At 63.7% G+C, this 15,571-nt stretch carries 12 protein-coding genes; 8 read left to right on the plus strand and 4 right to left on the minus strand.

From position 1 onward, the window contains the following. Window positions 1-73 precede the first annotated feature (73 nt). The 3 genes from J2X56_RS17210 to J2X56_RS17220 form a co-directional block, all read right to left on the minus strand. On the minus strand, window positions 74-454 hold the full coding sequence (locus tag J2X56_RS17210; RefSeq protein ID WP_310161170.1) for a DUF2442 domain-containing protein: 381 nt from the start codon (window positions 452-454) through the stop codon (window positions 74-76). A 142-nt stretch (window positions 455-596) separates the two neighbouring features. Then, the gene (locus tag J2X56_RS17215; RefSeq protein ID WP_310161172.1) at window positions 597-1,661 is read right to left on the minus strand and encodes an aldose epimerase family protein; all 1,065 of its coding nucleotides are present in this window, start codon (window positions 1,659-1,661) and stop codon (window positions 597-599) included. After that, window positions 1,658-2,923, minus strand: coding sequence for a DNA-binding transcriptional regulator (locus J2X56_RS17220; RefSeq protein WP_039783179.1), 1,266 nt, complete (start codon window positions 2,921-2,923; stop codon window positions 1,658-1,660). Before J2X56_RS17220 ends, J2X56_RS17215 begins: the two co-directional genes overlap by 4 nt. 324 nt (window positions 2,924-3,247) lie before the next feature. Here J2X56_RS17220 and xylF point away from each other — a divergent pair, with 324 nt between their 5' ends. From xylF to J2X56_RS17255, 7 genes are all read left to right on the plus strand, one after another. Then, a complete protein-coding gene (gene xylF / locus J2X56_RS17225) occupies window positions 3,248-4,264 on the plus strand; it encodes a D-xylose ABC transporter substrate-binding protein (RefSeq protein WP_034330283.1) in 1,017 nt (338 codons plus the stop codon). Between the two features lie 108 nt (window positions 4,265-4,372). Next, on the plus strand, window positions 4,373-5,929 hold the full coding sequence (gene xylG, locus J2X56_RS17230; RefSeq protein ID WP_134134290.1) for a D-xylose ABC transporter ATP-binding protein: 1,557 nt from the start codon (window positions 4,373-4,375) through the stop codon (window positions 5,927-5,929). A gap of 25 nt (window positions 5,930-5,954) precedes the next feature. Continuing rightward, window positions 5,955-7,145 (plus strand): sugar ABC transporter permease, encoded by a 1,191-nt coding sequence (locus tag J2X56_RS17235; RefSeq protein WP_199725046.1) that lies wholly within the window; start codon window positions 5,955-5,957, stop codon window positions 7,143-7,145. 76 nt (window positions 7,146-7,221) lie between these two features. Then, the gene (locus J2X56_RS17240) at window positions 7,222-8,013 is read left to right on the plus strand and encodes an SDR family NAD(P)-dependent oxidoreductase (protein WP_034330287.1); all 792 of its coding nucleotides are present in this window, start codon (window positions 7,222-7,224) and stop codon (window positions 8,011-8,013) included. 33 nt (window positions 8,014-8,046) lie between these two features. Next, the gene (locus tag J2X56_RS17245; protein ID WP_310161177.1) at window positions 8,047-9,831 is read left to right on the plus strand and encodes an IlvD/Edd family dehydratase; all 1,785 of its coding nucleotides are present in this window, start codon (window positions 8,047-8,049) and stop codon (window positions 9,829-9,831) included. A gap of 1 nt (window position 9,832) precedes the next feature. After that, window positions 9,833-10,759 carry an amidohydrolase gene (locus J2X56_RS17250; RefSeq protein ID WP_134223790.1) on the plus strand — a complete coding sequence of 309 codons (927 nt, stop codon included), beginning with the start codon at window positions 9,833-9,835 and terminating at the stop codon, window positions 10,757-10,759. Between the two features lie 118 nt (window positions 10,760-10,877). Next, on the plus strand, window positions 10,878-12,383 hold the full coding sequence (locus J2X56_RS17255; protein WP_310161181.1) for a GGDEF domain-containing protein: 1,506 nt from the start codon (window positions 10,878-10,880) through the stop codon (window positions 12,381-12,383). Here the strand turns inward: J2X56_RS17255 and J2X56_RS17260 are convergent. After that, entirely contained in the window at window positions 12,364-13,539 is a 1,176-nt protein-coding gene (locus J2X56_RS17260; protein ID WP_121040999.1) for a serine hydrolase, read from the minus strand. The two genes, J2X56_RS17255 and J2X56_RS17260, sit on opposite strands and share 20 nt — an antisense overlap. Before the next feature lie 252 nt (window positions 13,540-13,791). Between J2X56_RS17260 and J2X56_RS17265 the strand changes: the two genes are divergently transcribed. Continuing rightward, on the plus strand, window positions 13,792-15,093 hold the full coding sequence (locus tag J2X56_RS17265; protein ID WP_310161189.1) for a UDP-N-acetylglucosamine 1-carboxyvinyltransferase: 1,302 nt from the start codon (window positions 13,792-13,794) through the stop codon (window positions 15,091-15,093). Window positions 15,094-15,571: the final 478 nt, after the last annotated feature.

A 15,571-nucleotide genomic window follows, 5' to 3' on the forward strand; every position in this document is an offset into this window, starting at 1 on the left:
TAATGAATCTCGGCTGGAGATGAAGGAATTTACCTGGGAGACCAGGGAGGAAGTCTGGGCAAAGGCGACGGTATCAAGCCATACCATCGAGGGAGGGCTCAACCATCAAGGCAGCTGCCAGGCTCATCAGCGCTTTACTGGATGCGGCCAGTCCGACCAATGAGACATGCAGGTCTCGCTGCTCCAGACACAAGGCCCGACCGCCATAACCAATCTGAATGCGGTTAAGCAGTTCCACCGTCAACGATGAAAATTCAGCATAGTGATTGACCGGAAGCAAGACACCGGTCTGATCGACAAACCTTACCAGCAACGCATCCAAGGCAGCCAGATAACAGACGCTGATAGCCCTGACCTCCGATTCAGGAGCCTTCTCCCCGCGTGCCAGTGCCCGCTTCAACACTCCGCGCGTAACGTTATTGGGATAAGTTTTCTTGGCTTTGATCACGTTCATCGCTATGTCTCCACTCGGTTGAGATCGGTCTGAATTGACCGATGCTGAAGGCTACCGAGATGGAGATGCGATTGCGAAACAAGCGCCCCATCGAAAGCTGCTTTTTAAAATTTCTTCAATACGTTCTCACGGCGCGGCGCAGTCAATCCCGCACCCCCAGACGATACACCGTGGTCTGCCGATACACCTGCCCCGGCCGCAGGATCACCGCTTCACGCAGCGAGGTGTTGACCTGGTCCGGATAGGACTGCGCCTCCAGGCAGAAGCCATCATGGATGGCATACGGCTGCTCGCCCCGCCCCTGTACGCCGGAGAGGAAATTGCCGCTGTAGAACTGCAGCCCGGTCTCTGTGGTGGAGACGCGCAATTCACGCCCCGACCCTGGCTCGTAGACGCTGGCCACTTCGCGCAGGGTCTGCGCCACACGGCTCTGGCCCGGCTGCGGTTCGTGTTCGCTGCGCAGGCAATAGCAATGGTCGAAGCCACCGGCCAGCTTCAGTTGCGGATCCGGCCAGTCCAGGCGCGGACCGATGGGGGCCGGCTGGCGGAAATCAAACGCACTGCCGGCCACATCGGCGCGGCCTTCCGGAATCAGCCTGGCATCGACCTGCAGGTAGCCATCGGCCTCGATGGCGATGATGTGGTCGCGGATGTCGCAGGTGCCGCCATTGAGGTTGAAATACGCATGCGAGGTCAGGTTGATGGGCGTGGCCGCATCGCTGGTGGCGGTGTAATCGATGCGCAACTGGCCCTCGTCATCCAGGCGGTACAGCACCGACGCCATCACCGTGCCCGGAAAACCCGCCTGCCCGGCCGGCGAGACCAGCATCAGGCGCAGGCCTTCCGGATCGGGCTGCACCTGCCAGCGCTGGGCATGGAAACCTTCGCGGCCGCCGTGCAGGTGGTTCTCGCCTTCATTGCAATCGACCTGGTGCGCCACGCCGTCGAGTTCGAAACGGCCGCCCGCGATGCGGTTGCCCCAGCGCCCGACGATGGCGCCGAAATACGCCGGGTTGTGCGCGTATTGCTCGACCCGCTCAAAGCCCAGCAGGACATCGGCCTCGCGGCCATAGCGATCAGGTGCCCACCAGTTGACCATGGTGGCCCCCAGGTCGCTGATGGTCACGCGCATGCCGGTGTGGTTGCGCAAGGTGTAGAGACGGATGCCGTCCGCAGAAGTGGTGTGGGAGAGGGTGAAGTGCGTCATTTTGTGGTGGTAAGAAGGGAGGGCCCCGTGGTTTTCTTCTTGGGCCGGACGGCAGGGGCGGACGGTGCAGCCGAGCGCTCCAGTCCGGCGGCGAATTGTTCCTGGTACTCCCTGGGCGTGCAGCCCAGTTCGCGTTTGAAGACGGCGTGCAGGTATTGCACGGTGGTGAAGCCGCAGCTGACGGCGATCTCGGCCGCATGGCTGCCGGCCTGCTCCAGCATGCGCTTGGCGGCTTCCAGCTTGAAGCGCAGGATTTCATCATGAACGCTGCGGCCGAGCTCGCGGCGGAAATACCATTCCAGCGACGAGCGTGAAATGCCCACGTAATCGGCCACCTGGTCAGTCTTGATGCCCTGGCAGGCGTACTGGCGGATGAAGTGCAGCGCCTGCATCACGTGCGGATGGTTGCGCACCTCATGGCGGCTGGAGGCCAGCACATTGATGCCGACCGGCGGCACCATGATGCGCGTGTCCGGAAAGCGCGCCCCGTGCAGCATCTGGTGCAGCAGGTGGGCGGCGGTGCGGCCCATCTCCACGCTGCCCTGGATCACCGAACTCAAGGGGATGCGCGTCAACACGCGGGCCAGCGGATCATTGTCGATGCCGATCAGCGCCACCTGCTCCGGCACCGCGATGCCGGCGAACAGGCAGGCCTGCAGCAACTGCCGCGCCCGCGCGTCCGTGACGGCGATGATGCCCACCGGCTTGGGCAGGCTGCGCACCCAGGCGATCTGCTGCTCCACGGCGGCGTCCCAGGATTGCGCACTGGTGCCCACGCCGCGATAGATGTGGCCGGTGATGCCATCAGCACCGGTGAGGTCGGTGAAGATGCGCTCGCGCTCCTGCGCCCAGCGGTTGCAGGGCGACTCGGGCAGGCTATACAAGGCGAAATGCTGCAGGCCGGCTTCGATCAGGTGGTCGTAGGCCAGCTTGACCATCTTGTAGTTGTCGGTGGCCACATAGGGCCGGTTGGCCGGATATTGCGAGGGGTCGGCATAGGAGCCGCCGATGGCCACCACCGGCAGCTGCACGCCTTCCAGCGCGGCGGTCGTCACCGGATCGTCGAAGTCGGCAATGATGCCATGCCCGGCCCAGCGCTCGATACCCTGCGGGCGGCAGCGGAAATCCTCCTCCAGGTACAAGTCCCAGGAGGCACGGGTGCTGCTGATGTATTCGCCGATGCCGGAAATGATTTCCCGATCGAAGATCTTGTTGCCATTGAAGAGCAACGCAATCCGGTGCACCGTGGGGGTTTTTGCCACGCTGTGTCTCCTGGTTGCCGGCGTCGTCAGGCGCGCCGTTCTTTTATTCGTCGAATTGTAGCGAGCCATCGTCGAAATGACGGTTATGTGCTCCTGCAACAAAAAGAATCACTAAGCCGTTTGGTGAATTTCGTAATTGTAGAGGGGATTGGCCCGGGGCTAGTATCCCCCTCGCACCATCATGCGGCGTAGACCATTCCTGACAAGCTCGGCCCCACGCGCCATTGGAAGCGATTGCCCCAAAACGGGCCACCGGTTCCACCCGGTCACGCCGCTTCAAAAATCATAATCAATTCAAATTCAATTCAAATCGGAGACTGGACTATGAAGGCAATGCTGAAGAAGACCGTATTGGCGCTGATGACCGTGACCACCCTGTCCATGGTGGCCGGCAGCGCCATGGCCGACGCCAAGAATCCCAAGATCGGTTTTTCCATCGATGACCTGCGTGTGGAGCGCTGGGCGCGCGACCGCGACTTCTTCACCGCCGCCGCCGAGAAGCTGGGCGCCAAGGTCTATGTGCAATCGGCCGATGCCAGCGAGCAACGCCAGATCTCCCAGATCGAGAACCTGATCTCGCGCGGCGTGGACGTGATCGTGATCGTCCCCTTCAACGCCACGGTCCTGACCAACACCATCAAGGAAGCCAAGAAGGCCGGCATCAAGGTGCTGTCCTATGACCGCCTGATCCTGAATGCCGACGTCGACGCCTACATCTCCTTCGACAACGAGAAGGTCGGTGAAATGCAGGCCGAGGGCATCCTGAAGGTCAAGAACAAGGGCAACTTCTTCCTGCTGGGCGGCTCGCCCACCGACAACAACGCCAAGATGTTCCGCGAAGGCCAGATGAAGGCCCTGAAACCCTACATCGACAAGGGCGACATCAAGATCGTCGGCCAGCAATGGGTCAAGGAATGGAACCCGACCGAAGCCCTGTCCATCGTCGAGAATGCGCTGACGGCCAACAACAACAAGATCGATGCCATCGTGGCCTCCAACGACGGCACCGCCGGTGGCGCGATCCAGGCCCTGGCGGCCCAGAAGCTGGCCGGCAAGGTGCCGGTCTCGGGCCAGGATGCCGACCTGGCTGCGGTCAAGCGCGTGGTGGCCGGTACCCAGACCATGACCGTCTACAAGCCCCTGAAGCAGATCGCCACCGAGGCAGCCAACCTGTCCGTGCAACTGGCCCGCAACGAGAAGCCGACCTACAACGCCCAGTATGACAACGGCTTCAAGAAGGTCGACAGCCTGCTGCTGAAGCCCATCCTGCTGACCAAGGAAAACGTCAAGGTCCTGGTCGATGACGGCTTCTACACCCAGGCCCAGATCGACGGCCGTTGATTCCTGAGTGACGAACGCCGGCTGCCGCAACGGTCGCCGGCGTCGCTCTCTGCGCCCCCGGCATGGCCGCCGGGCGCAGGCTCCAGAGGCTTCTTGGAAAGAACAGGCATGTCCGAGTATCTGTTAGAAATGAAAGGCATCGTCAAGAGCTTTGGCGGTGTGCGTGCCCTGGACGGCATCGACATCAAGATCCGCCCCGGCGAATGCGTGGGCCTGTGCGGTGAAAACGGCGCGGGCAAATCCACGCTGATGAAGATCCTCTCCGGCGTCTATCCCCATGGCACCTGGGATGGCGAAATCCTGTGGGACGGCAAGCCGCTGCAGGCCCATTCGGTGCGCGACACCGAAGCCGCCGGCATCGTCATCATCCACCAGGAACTGATGCTGGTGCCCGAGCTGTCGGTGGCCGAGAACATCTTCATGGGCCACGAGATCACCCTGCCCGGTGGCCGCATGAACTACCCCGCCATGTATCGCCGCGCCGAAGAACTGATGCGCGAGCTGAACATGCCCGACATCAACGTGGCCCTGCCGGTCTCGCAATATGGCGGCGGCCACCAGCAACTGGTGGAAATCGCCAAGGCGCTCAACAAGGATGCGCGCCTGCTGATCCTGGACGAACCCTCGTCGTCGCTGACCGCCTCGGAAATCGCGGTGCTGTTGAAGATCATCAAGGACCTCAAGGCCCGCGGCGTCGCCTGCGTCTACATCTCCCACAAGCTCGACGAAGTGGCCGAGATCTGCGACACCATCTCGGTGATCCGCGATGGCAAGCACATCGCCACCACGCCCATGCAGGACATGGATGTGGACAAGATCATCACCCAGATGGTCGGCCGCGAAATCACCGCCATGTACCCGGAGCGCAATCACGCCATCGGAGAAGTGGTGCTCGAAGCCCGCCACATCACCTGCTACGACATCGACAATCCGCGCCGCAAGCGCGTCGATGACGTCTCCTTTTCGGTGCGCCGGGGCGAGATTCTGGGCATTGCCGGACTGGTAGGTGCAGGACGCACCGAACTGGTCTCGGCCATCTTCGGCGCCTATCGCGGACGTTACGAGGGGCAGGTACTGCTCGAAGGCAAGCTGGCCGATACCGGCTCGCCCCTGAAGTCCATCCGCCAGGGCCTGTGCATGGTGCCGGAAGACCGCAAGCACCATGGCATCGTGCCGGACCTGGATGTGGGCCAGAACATCACGCTGACCGTGCTCAACCGCTTCTCGCGCGGCACCCGCATCGACAGCAGCGCCGAACTGAAGACCATCCAGGGCGAGATCAGCCGCCTGCGCGTCAAGACCGCCTCGCCCTTCCTGCCCATCACCGGACTCTCGGGTGGCAACCAGCAGAAGGCGGTGCTCTCCAAGATGCTGCTGGCCCAGCCCAAAGTATTAATTTTGGACGAACCCACGCGCGGCGTGGATGTCGGTGCCAAGGCCGAGATCTACCGGCTCATTTCGGAGCTGGCCAAGCTGGGCCTGGCCATCATCATGGTGTCCTCGGAACTGGCCGAAGTACTGGGCGTGTCGGATCGCGTGCTGGTCATCGGCGAAGGCAAACTGCGCGGCGACTTCGTCAACGACAACCTCAGCCAGGAAACCGTGCTGGCCGCTGCCATCAACCAGCCCGTTCCGCAAGCGTCCCCACGCGCGGTGGCGGTCTGACACAACATCACAAGGTGAATTCGGTATGACTACAAGCAATCTGAGCAGCGCCGCCGGCGGTGCCATGGGTGGAGCAGGCGGCATGGCCAACCTGAAGCTGGTGTTTCGCCGCTACAAGATCATCGCGCTGTTGATCGCCATCGCCATCATCTGGGGCTTCTTCAGCTTCATGACCGATGGCGGCTTCCTCACGCCCCGCAACCTGTCGAACCTGCTGCGCCAGATGTCGGTGACCGGCATCCTCGCCTGCGGCATGGTGCTGGTCATCATCGCCGGCGAAATCGATCTCTCGGTGGGGTCGCTGCTGGGCCTGCTGGGCGGCATCGCCGCGCTGCTGGACGTGAGCCATCACCTGCCGCTGGCGCTGAACCTGGTCCTGGCGCTGGGCTTCGGCCTGGGGCTCGGCCTGTTGAACGGCTATCTGACCGCCTACCTGGGCATCCCCTCCTTCATCGTCGGCCTGGGCGGCATGCTGGCCTTCCGCGGCATCCTGCTGGGCATTACCGGCGGCCTCACCATTGCGCCGGTGTCGGACAACATGGTCTATCTCGGCCAGGGCTACCTGCCGCCGCAGATCGGCGTGGCGCTGGGCATCGCCTTGTTCGTGCTGGCGGTGGCGCTCACGTGGATGAGCCGCGTCAACCGCAGCCGTCACGGCCTGCCGCTGGCGGCCCTCTGGCGCGATGGCTTGAAGGTGCTGGTGATCGGTGCGGTACTGCTGGCCTTCGTGCGCACGCTCAACAGCTATGACGGCATCCCCGTGCCGGTGCTGCTGTTGCTGGGGCTGCTGGGCCTGTTCAGCTACGTGAGCACGCAGACCGTGTTCGGCCGCCGCATCTATTCGGTGGGCAGCAACATGGAAGCCACCCGTCTGTCGGGCGTGAACGTGCAAGCCGTCAAGCTGTGGGTATTCGGCATCATGGGCCTGATGTGCGCACTGGCCGGTCTGGTCAACACCGCCCGCCTGGCCGCAGGCTCGCCGTCGGCGGGCAACATGGGCGAACTCGATGCGATCGCGGCCTGCTTCATCGGCGGCACTTCCATGCGCGGCGGCTCGGGCACCATCTATGGCGCGCTCATCGGTGCACTGGTGATGGCCAGCCTCGACAACGGCATGTCCATGCTGGACGTGGGCACCTACTGGCAGATGATCGTCAAGGGCAGCATCCTGGTGCTGGCGGTGTGGGTCGACGTGAGCACCCGTTCGGGCCGCTGAGCGCAACGCCGAACAAATTGTTTATATCATTTCCGGGCCGCATCTGCGGTCCATCCTATCCTCTGGAGCATCAAGCATGACCGCAGCCACCCCCACCGTCTTCGAACACGCCCTCTATCGCAGCCTCGCCGGCAAGCGGGTCGTCATCACCGGCGGCGGCAGCGGCATCGGTGCGGCGCTGGTGGAAGCCTTCGTCGGGCAAGGGGCGCAGGTGTGCTTCCTCGATATCGCCACCGAACCCTCGGAGGCCCTGGTGGCCTCGCTCAAGGACGCCGCCGTGGCCCCGCGCTTCTTCCCCTGCAACCTGATGAACCTGGAAGCCCTGCGCGCCACCTTCACCGAGATCGAGACCGTCATGGGCGGCGTCGACATCCTCATCAACAACGCCGCCAACGATGACCGCCACAAGAGCGAGGACGTCACCCCCGCCTACTGGGATGAACGCCTGGCCGTGAACCTGCGCCACCAGTTCTTCTGCGCCCAGGCGGTGCTGCCGGGCATGCGGGAACGCAAGGGCGGCGTGATCCTCAATTTCGGTTCGATCTCATGGCACCTGGGCCTGCCCGACCTGACGCTGTACATGACCGCCAAGGCCGGCATCGAAGGCATGACCCACGGCATGGCGCGCGACTTCGGCCGCGATGGCGTGCGCGTCAATGCCATCATCCCGGGGGCCATCCGCACCCCGCGCCAGACATTGCTCTGGCACACCCCCGAAGAAGAGGCGAAAATCCTGGCTGCGCAATGCCTGCCGGTCCGTGTCGATCCGCATGATGTCGCGGCGCTCGCGCTGTTCCTGTCCTCCGACAGCGGTGCCAAGTGCACCGGCCGCGAGTACTACGTCGATGCCGGCTGGCTGGGCGCGTAACTTATCCACACGCCTTTCGGCCCAGAGGAATCCATGAACAAGCCACACGCCACACCCCGTCGCTTCCGCTCCCAGGATTGGTTCGACAATCCGGACCACATCGACATGACGGCGCTCTACCTGGAGCGCTTCATGAACTACGGCATCACCGCCGAAGAACTGCGCTCGGGCCGCCCCATCATCGGCATCGCCCAGAGCGGCAGCGACATCAGTCCCTGCAACCGCATCCACCTGGAGCTGGCCAAGCGGGTGCGCGATGGCATCCGCGATGCGGGCGGCATTCCCATGGAATTCCCGCTGCATCCGATCTTCGAGAACTGCCGCCGTCCCACCGCCGCCATCGACCGCAACCTGGCCTACCTGGGCCTGGTGGAAATCCTGCATGGCTACCCCATCGATGCCGTGGTGCTCACCACCGGCTGCGACAAGACCACGCCCTCGCAGATCATGGCGGCGGCCACCGTCGATATCCCGGCCATCGTGCTCTCCGGCGGCCCCATGCTGGACGGCTGGATGGATGGCGAACTGGTGGGCTCCGGATCTGCCATCTGGAAGGGCCGCAAGCTGCTCTCGGCAGGCGCCATCGACAACGAGAAATTCCTGGAGATCGCCGCCGCATCGGCCCCCTCCTCCGGCCACTGCAACACCATGGGCACCGCCTCCACCATGAACGCCATGGCCGAGGCGCTGGGCATGTCGCTCACCGGCTGCTCGGCCATCCCCGCCCCCTATCGCGAACGCGGCCAGATGGCCTATGAAACCGGTCGCCGCATCGTCGGCATGGCCTATGAAGACCTGCGTCCGTCGGCCATCCTCACGCGCGAGGCCTTCCTCGATGCCATCGTGGTCAATGCCGCCATCGGCGGCTCCACCAATGCCCAGCCGCACATCATGGCCATGGCGCGCCATGCGGGCGTGGAGCTGCATTCGGAAGACTGGATGAAGTATGGTTACGACGTGCCGCTGCTGCTGAACATGCAGCCCGCCGGCAAGTACCTGGGTGAACGATTCCACCGCGCCGGCGGCGTGCCGGCCATCATGTGGGAACTGCAGCAGGCCGGCAAGCTGCGCGCCGAGCGTATCACCGCCACCGGCAAGACCATGGCCGAGAATCTGCAGGGCCGTGCATCGAACGACCAGGAAATGATTTACGCATTTTCCGCCCCGCTGCGCGAACGCGCCGGTTTCCTGGTATTGAAGGGCAACCTGTTCGACTTCGCCATCATGAAGACCAGCGTCATTTCGGAGACCTTCCGCGAGCGTTATCTGAGCACGCCCGGCCAGGAAAACATCTTCGAATGCCGCGCCGTGGTCTTCGACGGCTCGGACGACTACCACGCCCGCATCAACGACCCCGCACTGCAGATCGACGAAAACACTCTGCTGGCCATTCGCGGCGCCGGTCCGGTCGGCTGGCCCGGTTCGGCCGAGGTGGTCAACATGCAGCCGCCCGATGCGCTCATCAAGCGCGGCATCTCGACCCTGCCCACGCTGGGCGATGGCCGCCAGTCCGGCACTTCCGACAGTCCCTCCATCCTCAACGCCTCGCCCGAGAGCGCGGTTGGTGGCGGCCTGGCCTATCTGCGCGATGGCGACCGTGTGCGCATCGATCTCAACACCGGCGAGTGCAACATGCTCATCAGCGAGGAAGAGCTGGCGCGCCGCAAGAGCGAAGGCATTCCGCCGGTGCCGCCCAGCCAGACACCCTGGCAGGAAATCTATCGCAGCACGGTCGGCCAACTGGAGACCGGTGCCTGCATGGAGCTGGCCCTGAAGTATCAGGGCGTGGCGCAGACCCTGCCACGGCACAATCACTGACATGCTGACCCTGCATCGTGAATTGCGCATGCCACCGGCCCCGGTGAGAAGGATCAAGGGGCCGATGCGCATCGACGCGCACCAGCACTTCTGGCGCTACCGTTCCGAGGATTATCCGTGGATCGGTACCGGCATGGACCTGCTGGCGCAAGACCGCCTGCCCTATCAGTTCCAGCCCCTGCTGGACGCCCAGGGCCTGCATGCGTCGATCACGGTGCAAGCCCGTCCGGGCCACGAGGAGACCGGTTTCCTGCTGGAGATGGCGCGGCGCGATGCACGCATCGCCGGCGTGATCGCCTGGGATGACATCGCCTCGCCGCAACTGGCCGAGCGCATGGAGCAATGGGGCCGCGCCAAGATGCTGGGGCTGCGTCATCCGATGCAGGACGAGGATGATGCCGCGCAAGCGCTGGTACAACCGCAGTTCAATCACGGCGTGCGCTGGCTGCAGGAGCGCGACTACGTGCTGGAAGTGCTCACCCATGAACGCCACCTGCCGCAGCTGCGCCAGCTCTGCGCCTTGCATGACCAGCACTGGGTGGTCCTGAATCACCTCGGCAAGCCGGCCCTGAAGGAATTCCGCAAGGGCCGCGCCGCCTATGAGCGCTGGCGCCAGCAGTTGCGCGAACTGGCCGCCATGCCGCACGTGGCCTGCAAGATCTCGGGCCTCTTGACCGAAGCTGACTGGCTGCGCGGACTCTGCACGCGCGACTTCGATCACATCGTGCAGTGTCTCGATACGGCGCTGGAACTGTTCGGTCCGCAGCGCCTCATGTTCGGCTCCGACTGGCCCGTCTGCCTGCTGGCCGCCTCCTATGCAAGGGTGGTGGCGGTGGTGCGGGAATGGGCCGCGCGCCGTCTTTCTCCAGCGGACCAGGACGCCCTGTGGGGCGAATCCTCGGCCCGGATTTATGGCCTGATGCCATAAGGTTTTCCCCGGCTGCCTTTTCATTGCCAAGCGGTTTTCACGGTGCGATATTGCGCCAGGGAACGCTTTGTCATGACAAGGTACGGGGAGACAAAAAATCAAACGCCTCAAACGCAACATGACCCTGCTGGTCGGCTCGCTGACACTGATGGCAGGGGTCATCACCAGTGTGGTGCTCTACCAGAGCTACAAGCAGGTAGAACACATTTCGGTCAATCACACCCTCAACGTGGCGCGTATCGCACAGCGTTCGATCTCGCGCAACATGGAGCTGCTCTCGCTGGCGCTGGACAGCCTGGCGTGGCGCTATCGCCATACGCAACTGCATCGCATGCCGGCGCAGCAGCAGCTTGATTTCCTGCTCGGCGAAAAGATCGAGGCCGGCTACATCGCCGCCCAGGGCATCATCGACGCCGATGGTGAACGCGTGGTCGGATCACCCGTGCTGGACGAGATCATGCCGGGCAATTTTTCCGGACGCGATTTCTTCGATGTGCCGCGACAGGACGCGCGCGGCACGCTCTTCATTTCGTCCCCGCAAGCGGTACGGCTGGAACGGCGCGCCCAGGTGATCGTACTGTCCAAGCGGCTGGTCCATGTCGACGGCAGTTTTGGCGGGGTGGTCTTCATGGTGCTCTACCTGGATTATTTCCGGCAGCTGTTCGAGGCCATGTCATTGGAAAAGAATGCGGTCATGTCGCTCTACTCGGTGGAGGGCGTGGCCTACATGCGCCTGCCTTATGACGAGGCCTTCATCGGCTCCCGAGTCGAAAATGCCCCGCAGCTGCAAAAGCTGCTGGCGTCCAGCGCCCCCGCTGAAGGCAGCTATTTCACGCGCTCGCAGCAGGATGGGGTGCAGCGCCTCTACACCTACGTGCGCGTGCCACAGACGCGCTGGGTGGTCTTCATCGGCCACACCAAGGCGGCGCTGTTCCGTGAATGGATGCGCATGTTCTATGCCGTGGTCTTCCTGATGGCGCTCTTCAGCACGGCGGCCTTCTACCTCATCAGCCGCGTGCGCGAGGAATTGTTCCGCCGCAGCAAGCTGGACCAGCAACTGGAAGAGCAGGCCCGCACCGACAAGCTGACCACGCTGCTGAACCGCCGCGCCCTGGACGAAGTCCTGCAGGAGGCCTGGCACAAATGCCAGCGCAATGACGCGGCGCGCTTTGCGGTGCTGTTTGCGGATGTGGATTTTTTCAAGCTCTACAACGATACCTACGGCCACAAGGCGGGCGACTATGCCCTGGTGGCCGTGGCCCGTTGCATCAAGGGCGCGGTCTCCCGCCATTGCGACCGCGCCGGACGCTACGGGGGTGAAGAATTCGTGGTGCTGCTCGATGAGGCCGATGCCGAGGGTGCCATGCACGTGGGCAAGCTGATATTGGCAGCGCTGCAGGCCCAGAAGATCCCGCATGAACGCAGCCCGTTCGGCCGCCTCACCATCAGCGTCGGCGTGGCCTGCCTGGAGCGGGGCGTGCATCGCAGTATCGACGAAATCGTCAAGGCCGCCGATGAAGCGCTCTATCAGGCCAAGCGCGAGGGCCGCAACCGGGTGCGGCTGTACCAGGCCACCGCCAAGGTGGCCCCGCCTGAGTGGCAGCTCAGTTCAGCGAACAGTTGAGCCACTTGGCGATGCGCACCCCATCCAGCCGCGAGCCATCGGCAGTGCCGCTGCCCAGCATGGTGACGATCACCGGCCGGCGGTCATGCACCAGCAGGCGCAGCACCATGTTGTGGCCGGACTCGTTGATGAAGCCGGTCTTCTGCACGGTGGCATTGACCTGGCCGTAGCGGATCAGGCGATTGGAATTGATGTACTGCAGCTGGCCACGGCCGATGTTGATGATCTTCTGCTTGTCCAGCGAATCATTGCGGATGAGCTGGTAGCGGTTGGCCGCCTTGACCAGTTCGGCCAGCTCGCGCGGGGTCGAAACATTCTCGGGCGACAGGCCGGTGCCGTTCTCGAAATGGGTATGCGGCATGCCCAGTGCCTGGGCGCGTGCATTCATGGCGGCGATGAAGGCCGGACGGCCGCCCGGATAGTCGCGGCTCATGGCGGCGGCAGCGCGGTTCTCGGAAGACATCAGGGCGATGTGCAGCATGTCGGCACGCGACAGGCTGGCCCCGACGTTCAGGCGCGAATGCGTAAATTTGAGGTTGTCCAGGTCATCCTCGGTCACTTCCAGGCGATTGGCCATGGGCAGCGACTTCTGGTCCAGCCAGACGATGGCCGTCATCAGCTTGGTCACCGAGGCGATGGGGGCGACCGTATCGGCGTTGCGCTCGAAGAGCGGCGTATTGGTCTCTTCATCGAGCACGTACACCCCGCGCGAGAAGATGTGGCGGCGCGAGGCTTCGGTGAAACCGCAGCGCGGCAGCAGCTCGGGCTTGGTGTTGGTGGTGATGGCGGGTGTCGGGCTGGCCGGACTCGCCACGGCGGCGGCGGTGGCCGCGGTCGCTCCGGCCGCCGCAGCGGCCGCAGCCGCACGGCCACGACGGCGGCCACGCGCCGGGGTGCGCGCCTTGGCAGGCAGGGCGGCCTTCTTGCGTACGCTGCGATTGCGGCCCTTGGCACCGCTGCTGGCGGCCCGGTGCTTGCCGGCCGTGGAACCGGCGGCCTGGGCCTCGCTGAGCTTGCCCGAGAGCGCCGTCAGTGCCAGCAGCAAGACGCTGCACATCAGGAGACGGACCACCATGCCGGCCCGGCGCAGGCCAGGCAGGATCAGCAGGGAAAAGCGTAAATCATTACCGGAACGGGACTGCTGCGTGCGAAACATCGTCGAAAACCTTGTCGGTGCGATCATCCAAGACCGGCCATGATACGGAAACTTGGCTTTCAATGCAGCAACCTTCACTGCCGTACAGCCTCAAGTGAATAAGATGACAAGGCGACAAGTCCCGGGGAGGCCGCCGCCGCGAGACATAATTTGCTTCCCTGGCTGCAACCGGGCGGCGCATAATCTGTCCATTCCCGGCCGGGGCAGGCTGCTTCCGGCGCACTCCGTCTGACTGAATCAACGATTTTCTTCATGTCCAATCTCATCGTACACGGTGGCCGCCCGCTGCGCGGCGACATCACCCCCTCCGCCAACAAGAATGCCGTCCTCCCCATCCTCTGCGCCACCCTGCTGACCGACCAGCCTCTGCGGCTGATCGGCATCCCCGAGATCACCGATGTCAAGAAGATCCTGGAGATCTTCCGCGTGCTGGGCAGCGAGGTGAAGGTGGACTATGCCAGCGGCATGCTGGAACTGCATCACCGCGATACGCACTTCGATCCCAAAGTGCACCACCTGCCGGAGGAGATGCGTTCCTCCATCATGCTGGTACCGCCGCTGCTGGCGCGCTTCGGCGTGGCGCGGCTGGAGAACGACGTCAAGGGCTGCACGCTCGGCGTGCGCGAGATCGATCCGCACGTTGAAGTCTTCCAGCGCTTCGGGGCGCGGGTGGAAAGCAGCCCGGATTCGCTGATCATCCGCACCGGCGGCCGCATGCAGGCCAATCATCACTGGCTGGACTATGCCTCGGTCACGACGACCGAAAACTTCGTGCTGTGCGCCGCTGCCGCCGAGGGCGAATCGGTGCTCACCAATGCCGCCTCGGAACCGCACGTGCAGGAATTCTGCCGCTTCATGGTGATGATGGGCGTGCAGATCGACGGCCTCGGCACCTCGCGCGTGACGGTGCGCGGCGGCCAGCAGCTGGGCGGCGGTGAATTCCGCTTCGACGAGGATTTCCACGAGATCGCCACCTTCCTCGCCATGGGCGCCATCACCGGTGGCCAGGTCCGCGTGCGCAACAGCGCACCGGAACAGTTCCCGCTGATCGACCGCACCTTCGCCAAATTCGGCGTCGAAGTGGTGCATGAGAACGGCTGGTCGCACACGCGCCAGAACGGGCCGCTGAAGGTGGTCAAACCCTTCACCAGCAACATCCTCACCAAGGTGGAAGCCGCCCCCTGGCCCTATCTGCCGGTGGACCTGCTGCCGATCTTCATCGCCCTGGGTGTCAAGGCCGAGGGCAACACCATGTTCTGGAACAAGATCTACGACGGTGCCATGGGCTGGAGCAGCGAATTGTCCAAGTTCGGTGCCCACGTGTTTCTGGGCGATCCGCATCGCCTGATCACCTTCGGCGGCCTGCCACTGTCGCCGGCCTCGGTGGAAAGCCCCTACATCATCCGCGTGGCCATCGCGCTGTTCATGGTCGCCGCCAGCATCGAGGGCCGCTCCGAGATCCGCAATGCGCTGCCGATCCGGCGCGCCCATCCCAAATTCGTCGAGAACCTGCGTTCGCTGGGAGCAGTCGTCGATTGGGTCGAGGAAGACTGATCTACACGGTTCGACCTTGCAGGGGAAGTGCCCGGCGCAAGCTTCCCCTGCCACTCTCCGATTTCCATCCCGCGATGTTCCCTGCGCACCCTCCGGTTCCTCCCTCCTGTCCCCTGCGATTGCAGCTGTCCTCCCGGGTGCTGTGCATTGTCCTCAGGGCCAGTTTTCTTCTTCCTTTCACAGTTTGTGTTGGCTGCCGCCAGTCCTGCGCCGGCACACTTTTGAAATTGCCCAAAACACCTGCTTGTTGATCAAATAAATCGAATTATTTCGACAGCCCTGCGCCGACCCGGCACGGATAATTTCTGCCGTCAATCTACGCCGTGGCGGAAGTACTGGTCATGCATGGCGGATGCGGTCGAGCCACCCGAACACAAGACAAGGCCGACCGGCCCCCGGCAGGAATCGCTTCAGCTCCCTCCACCGAGACAGGCTTCGCCCCACTGATCCGAACGCAGACGCTTGCGCCGGCCAGTCC

It is taken from the genome of Herbaspirillum sp. 1173 (assembly GCF_031455335.1).
In the GTDB taxonomy this organism is placed as follows: domain Bacteria; phylum Pseudomonadota; class Gammaproteobacteria; order Burkholderiales; family Burkholderiaceae_D; genus Herbaspirillum; species Herbaspirillum huttiense.

Bases quoted from the DNA above. Each gene is read 5' to 3' on its own strand.
- J2X56_RS17210 (WP_310161170.1), bottom strand. From the start codon at position 454: ATGAACGTGATCAAAGCCAAGAAAACTTATCCCAATAACGTTACGCGC.
- J2X56_RS17215 (WP_310161172.1), bottom strand. From the start codon at position 1,661: ATGACGCACTTCACCCTCTCCCACACCACTTCTGCGGACGGCATCCGT.
- xylF (WP_034330283.1), top strand. From the start codon at position 3,248: ATGAAGGCAATGCTGAAGAAGACCGTATTGGCGCTGATGACCGTGACC.
- xylG (WP_134134290.1), top strand. From the start codon at position 4,373: ATGTCCGAGTATCTGTTAGAAATGAAAGGCATCGTCAAGAGCTTTGGC.
- J2X56_RS17235 (WP_199725046.1), top strand. From the start codon at position 5,955: ATGACTACAAGCAATCTGAGCAGCGCCGCCGGCGGTGCCATGGGTGGA.
- J2X56_RS17240 (WP_034330287.1), top strand. From the start codon at position 7,222: ATGACCGCAGCCACCCCCACCGTCTTCGAACACGCCCTCTATCGCAGC.
- J2X56_RS17245 (WP_310161177.1), top strand. From the start codon at position 8,047: ATGAACAAGCCACACGCCACACCCCGTCGCTTCCGCTCCCAGGATTGG.
- J2X56_RS17250 (WP_134223790.1), top strand. From the start codon at position 9,833: ATGCTGACCCTGCATCGTGAATTGCGCATGCCACCGGCCCCGGTGAGA.
- J2X56_RS17255 (WP_310161181.1), top strand. From the start codon at position 10,878: ATGACCCTGCTGGTCGGCTCGCTGACACTGATGGCAGGGGTCATCACC.
- J2X56_RS17260 (WP_121040999.1), bottom strand. From the start codon at position 13,539: ATGTTTCGCACGCAGCAGTCCCGTTCCGGTAATGATTTACGCTTTTCC.
- J2X56_RS17265 (WP_310161189.1), top strand. From the start codon at position 13,792: ATGTCCAATCTCATCGTACACGGTGGCCGCCCGCTGCGCGGCGACATC.